Source organism: Treponema primitia (assembly GCF_046533075.1).
GTDB lineage: Bacteria > Spirochaetota > Spirochaetia > Treponematales > Breznakiellaceae > Termitinema > Termitinema primitia_B.
Genome location: NZ_JAJQRB010000060.1, coordinates 42,237 through 58,744 on the forward strand (window position 1 = coordinate 42,237; position 16,508 = coordinate 58,744).

Annotated in this window: 19 protein-coding genes; 16 read left to right on the top strand and 3 right to left on the bottom strand. The window is 49.4% G+C overall.

The window, feature by feature from the left end:
- Positions 1 to 2 precede the first annotated feature (2 nt).
- From LQZ19_RS12735 to LQZ19_RS12810, 16 genes are all read left to right on the top strand, one after another.
- The gene (locus tag LQZ19_RS12735) at positions 3 to 1,043 is read left to right on the top strand and encodes an RnfABCDGE type electron transport complex subunit D (RefSeq protein WP_411048051.1); all 1,041 of its coding nucleotides are present in this window, start codon (positions 3 to 5) and stop codon (positions 1,041 to 1,043) included.
- Positions 1,040 to 1,654: an RnfABCDGE type electron transport complex subunit G gene (locus LQZ19_RS12740; protein ID WP_411048052.1), complete on the top strand. Its 615-nt coding sequence runs from the start codon at positions 1,040 to 1,042 to the stop codon at positions 1,652 to 1,654. The genes LQZ19_RS12735 and LQZ19_RS12740 overlap by 4 nt, the downstream gene beginning before the upstream one ends.
- The gene (rsxE, locus tag LQZ19_RS12745) at positions 1,651 to 2,259 is read left to right on the top strand and encodes an electron transport complex subunit RsxE (protein ID WP_411048053.1); all 609 of its coding nucleotides are present in this window, start codon (positions 1,651 to 1,653) and stop codon (positions 2,257 to 2,259) included. Before LQZ19_RS12740 ends, rsxE begins: the two co-directional genes overlap by 4 nt.
- A complete protein-coding gene (locus LQZ19_RS12750) occupies positions 2,256 to 2,852 on the top strand; it encodes an electron transport complex protein RnfA (protein ID WP_411048054.1) in 597 nt (198 codons plus the stop codon). The genes rsxE and LQZ19_RS12750 overlap by 4 nt, the downstream gene beginning before the upstream one ends.
- A gap of 10 nt (positions 2,853 to 2,862) precedes the next feature.
- Entirely contained in the window at positions 2,863 to 3,681 is an 819-nt protein-coding gene (locus LQZ19_RS12755; RefSeq protein WP_411048055.1) for an RnfABCDGE type electron transport complex subunit B, read from the top strand.
- A gap of 16 nt (positions 3,682 to 3,697) precedes the next feature.
- Complete coding sequence (locus LQZ19_RS12760; RefSeq protein ID WP_411048056.1) at positions 3,698 to 4,483, top strand: DUF6675 family protein; 786 nt, start codon at positions 3,698 to 3,700, stop codon at positions 4,481 to 4,483.
- An 80-nt stretch (positions 4,484 to 4,563) separates the two neighbouring features.
- Entirely contained in the window at positions 4,564 to 5,214 is a 651-nt protein-coding gene (locus LQZ19_RS12765; protein ID WP_411048057.1) for a DNA-3-methyladenine glycosylase family protein, read from the top strand.
- A complete protein-coding gene (locus LQZ19_RS12770) occupies positions 5,211 to 5,774 on the top strand; it encodes a bifunctional transcriptional activator/DNA repair enzyme AdaA (protein WP_411048058.1) in 564 nt (187 codons plus the stop codon). The genes LQZ19_RS12765 and LQZ19_RS12770 overlap by 4 nt, the downstream gene beginning before the upstream one ends.
- Positions 5,758 to 6,255, top strand: coding sequence for a methylated-DNA--[protein]-cysteine S-methyltransferase (locus LQZ19_RS12775; protein ID WP_411048059.1), 498 nt, complete (start codon positions 5,758 to 5,760; stop codon positions 6,253 to 6,255). Before LQZ19_RS12770 ends, LQZ19_RS12775 begins: the two co-directional genes overlap by 17 nt.
- A 77-nt stretch (positions 6,256 to 6,332) precedes the next feature.
- Positions 6,333 to 6,776, top strand: coding sequence for a PIN domain-containing protein (locus tag LQZ19_RS12780; RefSeq protein ID WP_411048060.1), 444 nt, complete (start codon positions 6,333 to 6,335; stop codon positions 6,774 to 6,776).
- Positions 6,769 to 6,981 carry a hypothetical protein gene (locus LQZ19_RS12785; RefSeq protein WP_411048061.1) on the top strand — a complete coding sequence of 71 codons (213 nt, stop codon included), beginning with the start codon at positions 6,769 to 6,771 and terminating at the stop codon, positions 6,979 to 6,981. The genes LQZ19_RS12780 and LQZ19_RS12785 overlap by 8 nt, the downstream gene beginning before the upstream one ends.
- A gap of 2 nt (positions 6,982 to 6,983) precedes the next feature.
- Positions 6,984 to 7,715, top strand: a complete 732-nt coding sequence (gene rlmB / locus LQZ19_RS12790) for a 23S rRNA (guanosine(2251)-2'-O)-methyltransferase RlmB (protein WP_411048062.1) — start codon at positions 6,984 to 6,986, stop codon at positions 7,713 to 7,715.
- Between the two features lie 81 nt (positions 7,716 to 7,796).
- Positions 7,797 to 8,261, top strand: coding sequence for an SH3 domain-containing protein (locus tag LQZ19_RS12795; protein WP_411048063.1), 465 nt, complete (start codon positions 7,797 to 7,799; stop codon positions 8,259 to 8,261).
- 1 nt (position 8,262) lies between these two features.
- Positions 8,263 to 9,153: a M48 family metalloprotease gene (locus LQZ19_RS12800; RefSeq protein ID WP_411048064.1), complete on the top strand. Its 891-nt coding sequence runs from the start codon at positions 8,263 to 8,265 to the stop codon at positions 9,151 to 9,153.
- A 43-nt stretch (positions 9,154 to 9,196) separates the two neighbouring features.
- Positions 9,197 to 10,147 (top strand): M48 family metalloprotease, encoded by a 951-nt coding sequence (locus LQZ19_RS12805; RefSeq protein WP_411048065.1) that lies wholly within the window; start codon positions 9,197 to 9,199, stop codon positions 10,145 to 10,147.
- 3 nt (positions 10,148 to 10,150) lie between these two features.
- Positions 10,151 to 12,424: a CHASE2 domain-containing protein gene (locus tag LQZ19_RS12810; RefSeq protein WP_411048066.1), complete on the top strand. Its 2,274-nt coding sequence runs from the start codon at positions 10,151 to 10,153 to the stop codon at positions 12,422 to 12,424.
- Here LQZ19_RS12810 and LQZ19_RS12815 read toward each other — a convergent pair whose 3' ends face one another.
- The 3 genes from LQZ19_RS12815 to LQZ19_RS12825 form a co-directional block, all read right to left on the bottom strand.
- Complete coding sequence (locus tag LQZ19_RS12815; protein WP_411048067.1) at positions 12,425 to 13,303, bottom strand: SPL family radical SAM protein; 879 nt, start codon at positions 13,301 to 13,303, stop codon at positions 12,425 to 12,427. It abuts the gene before it with no gap.
- A gap of 139 nt (positions 13,304 to 13,442) precedes the next feature.
- Positions 13,443 to 14,303: a flagellin N-terminal helical domain-containing protein gene (locus LQZ19_RS12820; protein WP_411048068.1), complete on the bottom strand. Its 861-nt coding sequence runs from the start codon at positions 14,301 to 14,303 to the stop codon at positions 13,443 to 13,445.
- Between the two features lie 840 nt (positions 14,304 to 15,143).
- Positions 15,144 to 16,223 carry an aminopeptidase gene (locus tag LQZ19_RS12825; RefSeq protein ID WP_411048069.1) on the bottom strand — a complete coding sequence of 360 codons (1,080 nt, stop codon included), beginning with the start codon at positions 16,221 to 16,223 and terminating at the stop codon, positions 15,144 to 15,146.
- Positions 16,224 to 16,508 lie beyond the last annotated feature (285 nt).

A 16,508-nucleotide genomic window follows, 5' to 3' on the forward strand; every position in this document is an offset into this window, starting at 1 on the left:
TAATGGCACAAACCGAATCTCTATCGCAGGAGCTTTTCCTCTCCTCAAGCCCTCACATTGCGTCCAAGGTTCCCGCCGCGGCGCTGATGCGCAATGTGCTGATTGCCCTGGCCCCGGTCACCATCTTTGGGGTCATGAGCTTTGGGCTTCCCGCCCTGCTGAATATCCTGGTTTCCATTGTATCGGCGGTGGCGGCGGAATCCCTGTTCCGGTACATCACCAAACAGGATATCCGGATAAAGGACAATTCCGCTATTGTAAGCGGGCTGCTCCTGGCGCTGGTACTCCCCCCCACTACTCCGCTCTGGATGACCGCCCTGGGGGCGATCTTCGCGATTGTGGTGGCCAAGGAGTTCTTCGGCGGCTTGGGCGCCAATGTATTTAACCCCGCCCTTATAGGCCGGGCTTTCCTCCTGATGAGCTTCCCGGCGGCGGTCACTAACTGGGCCCGGCCTCTGGGCTTTGGAACGGCCCTAAGCGATGCGGTAAGCGGCCCTACCCCGCTGGGGATCTTCAAGCTGGGTAAAAACGCGGCAGCGGGCATACAGGCGGTAGGCGCAGACTTTGCCGCAAATAAGCTGGCCTCTTCCGCCGACTACTGGGCTACCCTGCGGACCCTCTTTATCGGCAACCACGGGGGCTGCACCGGGGAAACATCAATACTGCTTATCCTCGCCGGCGCAGTTTTCCTGCTGGTTAAAAAAACTATCGACTGGCGGGCGCCGGTAACCATGATAGGTTCGGCGTTTATCCTCTCCCTTGTTTTGGGTATGGACCCCCTGTTCAGTGTCCTTTCAGGCGGGCTTATCTTCGGCGCGGTTTTCATGGCCACCGATTATGTATCCGCCCCCCTCACCGCCAAGGGGAAACTTATATTCGGCTGCGGCGCGGGGATCATCGCGGTGCTCATTAGAAAGTTCGGGAACTACCCTGAGGGGGTCTCCTACGCCATCCTGATAATGAACGCCACCGCCCCCTTCCTCAACCGCCTGCTGCCGAAAAAATACGGCACAGTTCCTAAAGCTAAGGGGGCAGCGAAATGAAAAGCACGAACGTTCCCGGTATCTTAAAACTCGGCGTCACCCTGACCATCTATGCCACCGTGGCTTGCGTGGGTCTTGCCTTTGTATACTCCGCCACAAAAACGGTTATCGAACAGCGTTCACAGACGGATCTGGAATCCGCCCTGAAGGAGCTGTTCCCCGAGGCGGACGGTTTTGGCAGCCTTGACGGCGCTATACAAAGCCCCGACCCGTCGGTGAGCTTCGGCGCCCAGTACGAAGTCCGCCAAGGGAGCAGCGTTATAGGCGCCGCCATCACCGCTACCGGGTCCAGCTACGGCGGACCCGCAACGATTCTGATCGGTGTGGACACCGGCGGAAGGATCAGTGGCATTAAAATCATGGAAATCTCCGATACCCCCGGGCTGGGAGCAAACGCCTCATCCCCCGCTTATTTTGTGGATAAAGCTACGGGCGTAACCTTTTATGGACAGTTCGCCGGAAAATCCATGAACGATCCCTTCGAGGTAAAGGGCGATGTGATCGCCATAACGGCCGCCACCATTAGCAGCCGCTCCATAACCCAGATCGTTAAAGCCGCCGGAACTGCGGGCAAGGCTTGGCTGGAAACTTCAAGAGGAGGCGCTAAATGAGCCGGTTCTTTAAAATATTCACCAACGGTCTGGTAAAGGAAAACCCCCTGCTGGTGTTGATGATAGGTCTCTGTTCGGCCCTGGCGGTTACCACCTCGGTGGTCAATGGTATTGGCATGGGCCTTTCCATGACCTTCGTACTCCTCATGTCGGAAGTGGTGATAAGCATCTTCCGGAAGCTCATCCCCGAATCCATCCGCATACCGATATTCATCATCGTTATTGCCGCCTTTACCACGGTGATAGATTATATGCTCAAGGCCTACTTTCCGGATCTGTCCAAGGCCATGGGAGTATTCATCCCGCTTATTGTGGTAAACTGTATCATCATGGGCCGGGTGGAATCCTTTGCTTCCAAACAGCCCGTGGGGAACGTTATCTTTGACGCCCTGGGCATGGGCTTGGGTTACACCTGGGTGCTAGCGGGCATCTCCCTTGTGAGGGAACTTTTAGGAAACGGCAGCATCCTGGGTTTTCAGATCCTACCCGAAAGCTACACACCAATACTGTTCTTCATATTGCCCCCGGGAGGGTTCTTCATCTTTGCCCTGTTCATCAGTTTCAATAGTTTTCTTAAGTCCAAAAATAAGGAGGCCCGGATATGATCCTCTTTAAGATATTCATCTCCGCCTTTCTCATTGATAATATTGTTCTCATGCGCTTTATCGCCCTCTGCGCTTTCATTGGAATGAGTACCGACGAGGATAAATCCATCGGCATGGGCCTGGCGGTAACCTTTGTAACGGTCATGGCAACCTGCGTTACCTGGCCTATTTTCAGGTTTATCCTGGAACCCCTGGGGATGGTTTTCCTTAAGCTTCTGGTCTTCATCCTGGTTATCGCCGCCCTGGTACAGCTGGTGGAATTCTACCTTAAGAAATCCGCCCCGGCGCTCTATGCGTCCATGGGTATCTATCTTCCGTTGATCACCACCAACTGCGCCATCCTGGCGGTTACCCTGGATGTGATTGACAAATCCTGTGTCTTCACCGGACAAGCCTACACCTTTGTGCAGTCCGTGATGTATGCCGTGGGAGTTGCCGCAGGCTTTCTCCTGGCAATGCTCCTCCTTTCCGGAGTCCGCAGGCGGATCAGAACCAGCCCGCTTCCTTCGTTCCTCAAGGGGACCCCCATACTGTTTGTAACGTCGGCTCTTCTGTCCATGGCCTTCATGGGTTTTTCCGGTTTAGTAAAGTAGGAGGAGAGGTATGAATATTGTTTTAATCACCGCCCTGTTTGCGGCGCTTCTGGCATTTGTGCTGGGTATTGCATTGGGGGTTTTCAAGAATTTGTTCGCCGTTGAAGAGGATCCTTTGATCGGCGAAGTGCGGGCCTGTCTTCCGGGGGCCAACTGCGGGGCCTGCGGTTTCCCCGGCTGCGACGGCTATGCCGCTGCGGTGGCCTCCAAATCCACAGAAACCAACCACTGTTCGGTCGGCGGGAAGGATGTGGCGGAAAAACTTGCCGCCATCATGGGGTCCGATGCCGGCGCAGTAATACCGGTGGTGGCGGTGCTTGCCTGTCAGGGTACGCCGGATAGGGCGCCCAAAAAGGGAAATTACACGGGCCTGCAAACCTGCCGGGGAGCCAAGCTTTCCACCGGGGGAACCAAGCTCTGTATCTGGGGCTGCCTGGGTTACGGCGACTGCACCCTTGTCTGTCAGTTCGGCGCAATAAGCCTTGGCGAAAACGGCCTCCCAAAAATTGATCACACTAAATGTACGGGCTGTAAGATCTGTGTTGCCGAATGCCCCCAAGGTGTTCTGCGGGCCCTGCCCAGGAACAACAAGGGTTCCCTGGTAATCTGCTCCAACAGAAACACGATCAAAGCCAATGTAATGAAAAACTGTAAGGGCGGGTGCATTAAATGCGAACTCTGCGTCAAGAACTGTCCGGAAAACTGTATCACCCTGCAGAACGGTATCCCCGTGGTGGATTATGCCAAGTGTACTTCCTGTGGCGCCTGTTCGGAAAAATGTCCCACCAAGGTATTTAAAAGCTTTGAACGAGATGTCCTTGCGGTTTAAATGTTTCTTTTCTATCATGCTTTTCCTTTCCATCGCCGTTACGGGCTCCTCCACCGGTCTGGAGGAGCTTCTCGGCGCCGACAAGATAGCGGAACTGGCCGCCACTAACCCCCTCACCGAGGTTCAGTTTCGGGACCCCCGGCCCCGGCTTATGCCCCGGGATGAGCGGCTTCGGCGCTTAATCAACGACGCCATGGAAGCCCTGGAGCCGACCCTGTTTGTGGAAAGCCTCTACCGGTACGAGAAACCTGCCGCAGCCGGCAGGGCCGAAGCTCCCCAGGAAACTTGGACCGAAGCGGAACGGAACGCCCTCTACAACGCAACCCTGGCCATCAGTTCATTGCAGGGGATAGAGTATTTTTCTGCAAGCCGGAACCGTATGCGTACCTTTTATGAAACTTCCACGGTAATTGACGACCCGGACACCAAGCGCCCCCTCGCTGACCCTGCTTATGCTACGCCCCCGAAAGAACTGCTTATCTATGCCCGCCAGAAAGACCTTACCTTTGGGGATAATATCTATCAGTATACCTACTATGCGTATCCGGACAGCCTGATCTTTATTCAGGAAAACATCAGCTCCATGACCGTGGGACCTATCACGGTGGTAAGAAAGAACCGTTTACGTTCAGTGGTGGCGGTAATTGACGCCGGGGACTCCCTATTGGTGTACGTGGCCTCCATGGCCAAGGCCGCCTCTTTCCCGGGGATGAACGAGCGGGCAGGGCGATCCTTCTCCAACCGTGCGGAGGCGATTCTATCCTGGTTTTCCAGACAGGCAGATGACGCCCTATCTAAGTAAAAAATTAAATTGAATGTTCAAAAACGGGAAGAAATTTCACCAAATGGTATAGTATATTTTATTAGGAAAGAGGTGGCATTTTGTTTTTTAAATATGGAAAAAAAGAGAGCGACTATCTAAAAAGCAGAGATAAAATACTCGGCGATGCAATCGACAAAATAGGCCATATCAAAAGAACGGTAGATACAGATTTATTTTCATCAATAATACATCATATTATAGGACAGCAGATTTCAACCGCCGCGCAAAAAACAATATGGGAACGAATTAATAGTAAAATTGGAGAAATAACCGTAGATGCTATTAATGATCTAAGTATAGATGAAATACAAAAATTCGGGATGACTTTTAGGAAAGCTGAATATATTAAGGACTTTGCAAACAAAATTAAATCCGGCGAACTTATTTTAGACGATATAAACGATAAAAGTGACAATGAAATTATCACTCAATTGTCTGCCCTTAAAGGAATCGGCGTGTGGACAGCTGAAATGCTCATGATATTTTGTCTGCAAAGACCGGATATTTTTAGCTATACTGATCTGGCTATTCATAGGGGATTACGTATGCTGTATCACCATAGAAGTATAGATAAAAAGAAATTTGAAAAATACAGGCGTAAGTTTAGCCCCTATGGCACGGTTGCAAGTCTCTATATCTGGACAGTCGCAGGAGGAGCAATTGCCGGAATGAAAGATTACGCACCAAAGAAAAAAGCCGGCTTAAAATGACTGATGATCAAAAATGGAAAGCCGTATCGGAAAATGACAAAAACTATGACGGCATATTTTTTTATGGAGTAAAATCGACAAAAATATTCTGCCGCCCGTCCTGTAAATCAAAATTACCGCTAAAAAAGAATGTAGTATACTTTGAGTCCAGAGAAAAGGCAGAACAAGCTGATTACCATTATTGTAAACGCTGCCGTCCCGATCTTTTGGAATATCAGCCGATAAAGGACATTGCGGAAAAAGTAAAACTACTCCTTAATAAATATTTTACCGAACAACAAAAACTTATGGAAGAGTTTGGACAGCTTGGCATATCCCAGCATCGCATGGTAACCATATTTAAGGAACGGTATGGTATGACCCCTAAAGAATATTATGATACCCTGAGGATTGAAGAAGCAAAAAAGAAACTAGCTGCTACGGATGATACAATTATGGATATTGCGTATGATGTTGGATTTCAGAGCCTATCCGCATTTTATAAGCTGTTTAGGAAAAAAATGGATATATCACCATCAAAATACAGAAAAAAGGAGATAAAAAATGGAATACGTTTGTAAAATAAAATCGCCGGTTGGAATGCTTACGGTATCAAGCGACGGAGAGAATATTTTAGGGCTTTGGATTGAGGGGCAAAAATATTTTGCCCATACTTTGGACAAAGACTCTGTGGAAAAAAATATGCCGGTATTCGAAGGTGTCCGTAAGTGGCTTGATTGTTATTTTGCAGAAAAAGAACCTGATTTTATGCCGCCCCTTCTGCCTAAGGGAAGCCCCTTTCAAAAATCAATATGGAATATTCTTTGTAAAATACCCTACGGGCAAACAATAACGTATGGGGAAATAGCAAAACAGTATGGGGTTCAAAGTAAAGAAAAACCTACGTCCCCGCGGGCAGTCGGCGGCGCGGTAGGTCACAATCAAATTTCCATTATAATTCCTTGCCATCGCGTTGTCGGCGCCAATGGAAATCTTACCGGATACGCAGGCGGCATAAACAAAAAAATACAGCTTTTACAACTTGAGGGTCTATACGTGTAGACGCGATATTGCCTTAAATATAGGGAGTCGATAGAATCATATTGATTTTTTTTATAGTATATGCTAGTCTATTTAATATGGAAATTTATATGGATTGTTGTTGTCTAAACAGACCATTTGATGATCAAACTCAAGATAAAATCCATATAGAAAGTGATACCATTATGGCTATATTGTGGAAGTGCTTTTATGGAAAATGGCTCCTGATTGGAAGTGATATAGTAACATATGAAATTATGAAAACACCGGATTTAAACAAAAGAAATGAAGTATTAAATATATATTCCATAAAGAAGGATACTGTTTCTTTCAATGGAGAGATACAAAACAGAGCATTGGAATTACAAAAGCATGGATTAAAAGCAATGGATAGTTTACATTTTGCCTCTGCTGAATATAAAAACGTATCTGTTTTATTAACCGTTGATAAAGATTTTGTCACCATTGCAAAACAAATTAAATCATCATTGCTAATCGAAAATCCAGTAACTTGGTATATGAAGGAGATTGAGAATGAATAATCAAGCAATCGTAAGAGATATGAATGCCATACGAAAATTAGGAATAGAAGCATTGATGGAAAAACTGGGGCCGTTAGGAATGGTTGAATTTATGCACCAATTTGATTCCGGTTATGGTGATTATACTAAGGAACGGCATTCTTGGCTGGATAATTTAACTATTGAAGATATAAGTCTTGAAATAAAAAATATGAATAAAGTGTAAAAATGGGGTATTTAAGCGGCTTTCATGCTATTGAAGAACGGATAAAAGCTTCGCCTCCGGGACAGACCGGGCCGCTTCTGGTGGCCAAGGCGGGTCCCCGGGCGCGGGAAATTGTCGACCTGGCGGTGGAACGGAAGATCCAGGTGAACCGGGTAGGTACCCACGAGTTGGACCGCCTGGCTCCGGACCACCGGGGTATCGCCCTCTACACCGAAGACACCGGCGCGGGTTATGAAGTTACCCTGGCAAGCTTCCTCCTTAGCCTGGAAGACCGGAAGGATGCGCTTGTGGTAATATTGGATGAAGTCACGGATCCCCACAACTACGGCGCCATACTCCGCTCCTGTGACCAGTTCGGGGTGGATCTGGTGATAACCCGGACCCGGCGCATCGCCAAATACGCCGAAATCGTCTCCAAAACCTCGGCCGGGGCGGATTCCTGGGTTCCGGTTGCAGAAACCGCCAATCTGCCCCGGGCGATGGAATCCCTCAAAGAAGCGGGCTTCTGGATCTACGGCGCCGACATGGGAGGAGACCCGGTCTGGAGCAAGGACCTCCGGGGCCGGACGGCCATCATCCTGGGGGGCGAGGGAACCGGTATAACCCGGCTCCTCAAGGAAAAATGCGACGCCGTGGTAGCCGTCCCCTCCCGGGGCCGCATAGATTCCCTCAATGTCTCAGTTGCGGCCGGGGTACTGCTCTACGAAGTAACCCGTCAACGCTTAAAGGCCTAATTTTTAGTTTCAATTCTAGATACTTTTTTTTATTAGTGGTATACTTATGTATATAAAGTTACCGGTATATTAGAGGTGTTTATGAAACGTTTAGTTCTATTTTCAGTTCTTGGCCTTTTAGGGATAGGCGCCCTAAGCGCCCAGTCGAAAACCATGTATGTCACCGCAAAAACCATCGAGGTAAAAAGTTCAACCGCATTTTTTTCGGACACCCTGGGAACCATGTCTTACGGCGATCCGGTTTCGGTTCTGCAGGAATACGGAAAGTGGGTTAAAATCAGCTCCTTGGAACCGCCTGTTATAAGCGGCTGGGTTGCCACCGCCAGTCTCACCGCCAAACGCATCATAGTATCCGCCGGTACAACCTCCGCTTCCGCCAACGAAATTGCCCTGGCGGGAAAAGGCTTCAACCAGCAAGTTGAAGATGTCTACCGTCAAAACGGGACCCTGAATTATGATGCCATTGACGCCATAGAGGCGCTGCAAATACCAAACAGGCAACTCTTTACCTTCCTGCAAGAAGGCCGTTTGGCCCGGGGAGAGTAGGGTGAAAATAATAAAACGAATCCTGCCCATCTGTATATTCCCGGTTTTTGCCGCCCTGGTTCTTTCCTGCGCCGGTATAGCCCAAGCCATAGGGGATAGCGCCGACGAAATGGGAGATTCCAAAGGGGCCAACGCTCTGTCCCGGACCGCCCATTCAATTGGAAAAGCCTTGGAGTATATCACTCCGGAACAGGAGTACTTTATAGGCCGCGCAGTGGGGGCGAACCTCCTTACGAACTATCAGATCTACAACGAAGATCCGGATTTAACCCTATATCTGAACCAGATTACCGCCGCTATTGTAATTAACTCCTCAAAACCGGAAATTTATAATGGATATCATACTGCTATTCTGGACAGCGATGAGATCAATGCATTTGCTACCTCGGGAGGACATATTTTTATTACCCGGGGACTTTTGAACTGCGCCAAATCGGAGGATGCCCTGGCGGCGGTTCTTGCCCATGAAATTGCCCATATCCAGTTACAGCATAGTATTGAGGTTATTAGTTCCAATCGGGTGGTAAGTGCCATCGCCGAAACCAGTTCTTCCGTTGTTAGTCTTGCCCTTTCAGAACTTGCAGGTGTACTTGATGAAGCAGCTGAGGAAATTGTTACCGCCCTGCGGGAGGGATATTCCCAGGAACAGGAATTCAAGGCAGATAACCGGGCTGTAGAACTTTTAGCCGGCGTCGGCTATGAGCCTTCAAGTCTGCTTACCATGCTCCTGGCTTTGGAGCAAAGTCAGCCCCAGCATCCCGGCGGGTTCAACCAAACCCACCCAACACCGGAGAAACGGATAGCTAATGTACAAAAATACCTGCGGCAGTTCCGGGATAAAGTACAGGACACCCGGACCTACCGAGAAACCCGTTTTGGTACAATTACGTAAACAGTATTTTCTTTGATTTCATTTTTAGGTTATAAAGGTATTTATGAAACTGGTAATAATGATGAATACATTACTTAATCCATTCCATCCGGTAGTACCCCGAATTTCCCGATTCATACCTTTTTACATTATCCTAGTTTTCTCTACAACGATTCTTTCCTGTACCGGTGTGGCCAAGGCCATAGGGGATAGGACCGATGAAATGGAAGATCCCAAAGGGGCCAACGCCCTGTCCCGGTCCGCTCTTTCAATTGAAAGAGCCTTGGAGTATATCACTCCGGAACAGGAGTACTTTATAGGCCGCGCTGTGGGGGCGAACATCCTTACGAACTATCAGATCTATAACGAAAATCCGGATTTAACCCTTTATCTAAACTTGATTACCACCGCCATTGTAATTCATTCCTCAAAACCTGAAATTTATAATGGGTATCATACAGCGATTTTGGACAGCGATGAGATTAACGCATTTGCCACCCCAGGAGGGCATATTTTTATTACCCGGGGATTTCTTGCCTACGCTACCTCTGAGGACGACCTAGCGGCGGTTCTTGCCCAACAAATTGCTCATATCCAGCTACAACATGGTATTGAAGTTATTAGTTCCAATCGGGTGGTAAGTGCCATCGCCGAGACCAGTTCTTCCGTTGCTAGTCTTGCCCTTTCAGAACTTGCAGGTGTACTTGACGAAGCAGCTGAGGAAATTGTTACCGCCCTGCGGGAAGGATATTCCCAGGAACAGCAATATAAGGCAGATAACCGGGCTGTAGTACTTTTAGCCGACGCCGGGTATGAGCCCTCAAGTCTGCTGACTATGCTCCAGGCTTTGGAGCATAGTCAGCTCCAGCATCCCGGCGGGTTCAATCAAACCCACCCAACACCGGAGGAACGGATAGCTAATGTACAAAAATACCTGCGGCAGTACCGGGATAAAGTACTGGACACCCGGACCTACCGAGAACCTCGCTTCGGTGTGGTAAAACAAGTGTTATAGAATATGAAACTTAATCTAAAGAGCATCATCAAAAAAATTGCCGTTCCAATCATAATAGTTTCAGTGTTTGTTGTATTGTTTTTTGCCAATATCGCCGGAGTCTTCGATTTTCTTGAGATGAAGACCTACGACTTTCGAGTACGGCTTTTTGCCGATTCCTACCGTACTTCCGATGATGTTATTGTGATACTTCTGGATCAACCCAGTATTGACTGGGCTAATCAGGAACGCGGGTGGGGCTGGCCCTGGCCACGACAGGCTTATGCCGAATTGGTGGACTATATGAATACCGCCGGGGCAGCTACCGTAGCCTTCGACGTTATTTTTTCTGAACCCTCGGTATATGGCCCGGAGGATGATGTTGCCTTTATAAACGCGGACGAGGACTTTAAGCGGAGCATACATACCGTTTTTTTCAGTTCCAGCTGGGGCAGCGTCTATTCATGGCCCCGGGAACTTAACACAAAGACCTTCGATCTTACCGGTTTTGATCCGGTTATTCTTCAATACGATTTGCTGAATTTTGTAAATGATGCCGAAGAAAGACGGACCGGCGCCCAGTTTCCTATTCCCGGTCTGATGAATACCGCAGGAAGCATCGGCAATGTGACGAGCCTCATTGAATCGGACGGGATTGTTCGCAGAGCCCGGCTTTTTACCCTTTTTGACGGGAAAGCGGTGCCGGGACTTTCCGCAGCTTCCCTTTTAGTCTCCGGAAGTGATACGGATATCAGCTATGACCGGAAGGATCGTACCATCAGTTGGGGGGAATATACCATTCCAACAGGGAAAAACGGCGGCAGCCTCCTCCGGTTCAAGGGAGGCAACCTGGACAAATATTGGCCCTATTCGGCAAAGAATATACTCCAAAGCGCCGAAGCCTATGCCCGGGGAGAGGAACCCCTCTTGCCCCCCGAAGACTTTGAAGGGAAATATGTTTTTTTCGGCTTCTACGCGGCGGGGCTCTTTGATATCTGCAGTACCCCCTTGAGCACCGTATATCCCGGTATGGGGATACATATCACCATGCTGGATAATATCCTTAATGATGATTTTATCCGGGAAAGCCCCTCCACCTTGGCGCCCCTGATGAGTCTTCTCGCCATAGGCATCATGGTCATCCTGGTTCTATATAGTTCACATATCACCATTACTGTTGCCGGTAGTATCGCTTTGATCACCATCATTACCGGTATAGGTTTCCTTACTTATTACTTGGGCTATTGGGTCCCCATTGTATTTCCCCTGTCGGGGGCGATCTTCGCTTTTCTGGCAGCCTCTATCTACAAGTACGCCACTGAGGGCAGCCAAAAGCGGTTTATCAAATCCGCCTTCTCCCGCTACCTTTCCCCCTCGGTGATCGAACAGATTATCGTCGACCCTTCAAGACTTAACCTGGGAGGTGAAAAACGGGAAATGACCGCCATCTTTACGGACATACAGCGTTTCTCCTCAATTTCCGAAGCCCTCCAGAAAGAATACGCCGATGAAGGCCCTAAAGTACTGGTTGATCTCCTTAATCTCTACCTTACGGAGATGAGTAATATTGTCCTTAACAATGGGGGAACCATCGACAAATTCGAGGGGGACGCCATCATCGCCTTTTTCGGGGCTCCCATCTGGACCGATCAGCACGCCGTTCTGGCCTGCCGCAGCGCCATCATGATGAAAAAGCGGGAACTGGAATTACGGGAAGAGATCATGAAGAGTGGGGGCGCATTTTATACTCCCTTAAACAAGCTGATAGCCGATAGGGTGATCCGCCCCGAGCGGCCCCTTTATACCAGGATTGGGATCAACACCGGGGACATGGTGGTGGGAAATATGGGCACCCCCAACAAGATGGACTACACGATCATGGGGAACGCAGTAAATCTGGCCGCCCGGCTTGAGGGGGTCAACAAACAATACGATACCAGTGGTATTCTGATAAGTGAATATACCCGCGCTAAAATCGGGGATGCCTTTGTGCTGCGGGGATTAAGCCGGGTGCGGGTGGTGGGGGTTAATACGCCCCTGCGGCTCTACGAAATGCTGGAGCTTCGGGAAGACGCTTCGCCGGAAATACAGGATATGCTGAGCGTTTGGGAAAAAGCTTTTAACGCCTACGAGAACCAGGATTTCGCCGGGGCGCTGGATCTTTTCAAATCTATATACCAGAAAAACGACCAGGACCGGGTAGCAAAACTATACCTGGACCGCTGTGAAAAATATACCGCCGCACCCCCAAGTCCGGAAAAGTGGGATACTGGGGTTGATAACCTTACGGAGAAATAATTAAACTCCATTGAACAAGTCGAGCTGGATTACCGGGTGTTTTTCTTCGTAGGTACGCATATGGGTGAACAATTTTTCAACACCGTAAACGATATTGTGCTGATTGCAAACCGCAAAAAATTCATCCATCAATTCATTGTTATTATCACAGGTAATCTGATAGTTATTTCCGTATTTTTTTTGATATTTCTGTTTTAGCCCGGGAAAATGTTCCTCAAGTTTCCGGTAGTAATACTCCCGGTCTCCTTCCCGCAATGTCATGCCTATACCGAAACAAATAATGCCGTACACCTTTGCTTCAACACAGTACTGCAATAGGCCACGGAGATTTTCTGCGGTATCGTTTATAAAAGGGAGTATAGGACTTATCCACACGATGGTTTTTATGCCATTGTCCCGCATGGTTTTTAACATTTCGAAACGCATCTTGGTTGTGCAGACATTGGGTTCCAGGATCTTACACAGGGCCTCATCGTAGGTGGTAAAGGTTGTTTCAACAATACACTTCGATTTTTCATTTATCTTTACTAAAAGGTCCAGGTCCCGGAGTATCAAATTGGACTTGGTTTGAATCGCCAAACCGCATCCGTACTTTTCGATGATTTCCAGACAGGATCGAATATTGGCAAGGTTCTCCGGGATGGGAATATAGGGGTCGCTCATGGCGCCGGTGCCGACCATACAGGGTTTCCGCTTGCGCCGCAGGGCGTCTTCCAATAAAAGCGGGGCGTTTATCTTTATTTCCACGTCCTCAAAGTCGTGCTTCATGTCATAGCACTTACTTCGGGCATCGCAGTAGATACAACCGTGAAGGCAGCCCCGGCTGATGTTCATACCGTTAGTTGCGGATAGGATACCTTTGACTTCTTTAAAATGCATGGATAAACATAACTCTGTTTTAAGAAAAAAGAAGCCGTTCCGGCCTAAGCCGGAACGGCGCCTTCCCGGTACGTCTTCTGTGTTACATCTTTTGCCCGTGTCTGCCACCGCTTATGCGGCGGCCGACGTCGGGTTAAAGCTATTGCAGAAGCTGGAGAACAGTCTGACCTTTCTGATTGGCCTGAGCCAACATTGCGGTTCCAGCCTGGTTGAGGATCTGGTTCTTCGTAAAGTTGACCATCTCGTTCGCCATGTTGGTATCGCGGATGCGGGATTCCGAAGCTTGCATATTTTCAGCTCCGACATCCAATCCACGGACTGCGTGTTCCAAGCGGTTCTGGTAGGCGCCGAGATCAGCTCTTTGTTTGCTGATCTTCTTCAACGCCTCGTCGAGGGTTCCAATGGCACGGTTGGCGCTGTCCGGATCGGCCAGCGAAAGAATAGAATCGTCACCGACATTGCGGACCCCAAGGCCCTTCGCAGTCATAGTGCCGATAAACACCTGTTCCCGCTGATCCATGTTGGCGCCGATATGGAACCACATAGAGGCAGTAACAACGTTCTCACCAATTAATCTTCCAAACCGTCCGGTAAGCAGATTCATACCGTTGAACTGAGCGTGGGATGCAATCCGGTCAACTTCATCAATAAGCTGAGAAACTTCGACCTGAATGTACATCCGGTCTTCGTCGGTGTAAACACCGTTCGAAGATTGCACCGCCAATTCGCGGATACGCTGCGTAATGTCCTGGGTTTCCTGGAGGTAACCTTCCGTTGTTTGAATGAATGAAATACCATTCTGAGCGTTTGAGGACGCCTGATTCAAACCACGGATCTGGCTGCGCAACTTTTCGGAAACAGCGAGTCCAGAAGCATCATCACCGGCTCGGTTGATGCGCAATCCGCTCGACAGTTTCTCCATGTTCTTGTCCAGGGAAACCTGGGTGACCTTGAGGGACCGATCGGCAAACATTGCGCTTAAGTTGTGATTAATAATCATAAATTCACTCCCTTGGCATTTTCGGCGCACCATCGTCCCTTGACGATGATCAACGCCGCGGCATCCTTGCCGTTGCTTTAGTAAAACGTGCCTGAACCCTCGACCCACCCGTTCCCGGAAGGGTGAGGATCGGACTATTCCATGGAGGCCCGACGGGCACATGATTCAGTCCAGTTTCATTTAAAGTATCGGTTTTTGAGAAAATGCCTTTAGGGAAATTTGTCGAGAATCGTTGTTAAAAAGTTTTTCTCGCTAAAATCCCTATGGACCAACTTGGTTTCCGGGAACGCACTTAGACTACGTTTGGGGTCCTGTCGGCTGGAAAAGATATGGGGACCCTCCCCTTCGGGGTCCTCCCCATATCTTTTCCATAGAAGCTGCTTCGCGGCAATTTACAAACCCCCATAACGTTGTGTGTGTGCGTTCCCGAGCCGTGTAGGGGTCCATAGGGGCCTGTGTGGGAGAGGCTTTAGATAACGCTGCCCTACGGGGACGCGGAAACTTGGTTTGTGACATGGGTCCAACACACCTTGCGGTACCAGGAGGCACGGGGCGCGGAAATTTGGTTTGTGCACATGGCCCAACACACCTTGCTGCACCGGGTTGCGCAGTAGGTGGATAAAGCCCTTCCCTAGTCTTTGTCGAACAGGCGCCGGTGAAGCCATGCGCCCAAGAGGCACGGAAGCACACCGTCAAATAGTACGGAGTGGGGTGTCGGGAAGGAAACGTATGGAGGGACCCTCTGGGAGGCCCCATACGTTTCCTTCCCGACAGGCCCCCCGATCAATTGTGTGCTTTCGAAAACCCAGTATGCGCATGGCTTCACCGGCGTTTTTCGGGTTAGTTTAGACTAAGGGCTTTTTCCAACAGAGCCTTGGGGTTTTGCCTGGCTTTGGGGGGTTTTAGGGTTTTGACAGCGGTAATGAAATTGGGAAGATTTGACCCGGAACGGGCGTAGAGGTCCTGGAAGTAGTGGTCTTCTTCGTAGTAGAGGCGGTAGAGTTCCAGGTAGGCGTTGTTTATGGGGAGTTCGGAAAGGCCGCGGTAGTTGTCGTTTTGGAAGAGGGTATCGTAATTTTCATCAAACCGGGTTTTAGCAGCCTGGATGATCTCGGCCTTTTTTTGGAGTTTTTCTTCCCGGGGGAGGTCGGCGGCGTAGAGGGGCTCCAACTCGGCAATGAGGTCCCGGATAACACCTAAAAAGACGGTGCTGTCGCCATCGGAACCGGTGATGGCCCGGTATTCATCGGAATCGGAGCCGAAGGTTTTTTCTATATAGAGGCGGGCGCCTTCGGAACCGACGAATTCGGCCAGTTCTTCGTTGAACTGGGCGTGGTTTTTTAGGTAGATTGTAGCGTGGAGGGATTCGTGGATAATAAGGTCCGCCAGACGGTGAACCGGGTAGTCCTTCATGTAAGAATAGAGGGGGTCGGAAAACCAGCCCAGGGTACTAAAAGCATCAACCCCCCGGATCCAAACATCCAGGCCCTTCTTTTCCAGCTTACTCCGTTCTTTCCGGGCATCGGCGGGGTTAAAAAAACCCTTATAAGGGACAGACCCGACAACAGGAAACCACCATTCATGCCGGGTAAAGGAATCGCTTGCCGAGGCGGAAACCACCGCCGCCAAATAGTCCCGGTCTATATCGACATACTTAGTATAGTTGCTCGTCTCCCGCAGCCCCAGCTCTTCCAGGGCAAAACGCCGTATATCCATCACCCGCCGGGCAAATTCCGCATCCTCCGCAGAATCCCCGTCTAAAAGTCTTTTCACTGGCTCTGCCCGCCCTAAGTACCCAAGCATAGCCGACCCCTGCTTCAGAGTGTAGCACCCCGAAAAAAGAGCGCTACAGCCTAGCACCACCACGGTTGCTATAAAAAATGGTAAACAAATGTATAGCGAAAAAGACGGCGTCTTCATACTCGTAGTATATCCAAAACTAAACTCTAGTCCCAGCCATACAATTTGACTGGGTTTCCGAAAGCACACAATTACTCGGGGGGCCTGTCAGGAAAGAAAAGTATGGGACCTCCCAAAGGGCTAAACTTGACCCACAAAATTAACCGCAAACGGCTTGTTAATATGTATCTTTACCGGCTTCCCGCAGCTTGCGATTGAGCTCCGTTATCACCCGGTCTTTCTCCTCAATCACCAGCCGGGCTTTCTCCGCTCCTTCTTCCAGGCCCCTCTGGTGTGCATTGTACA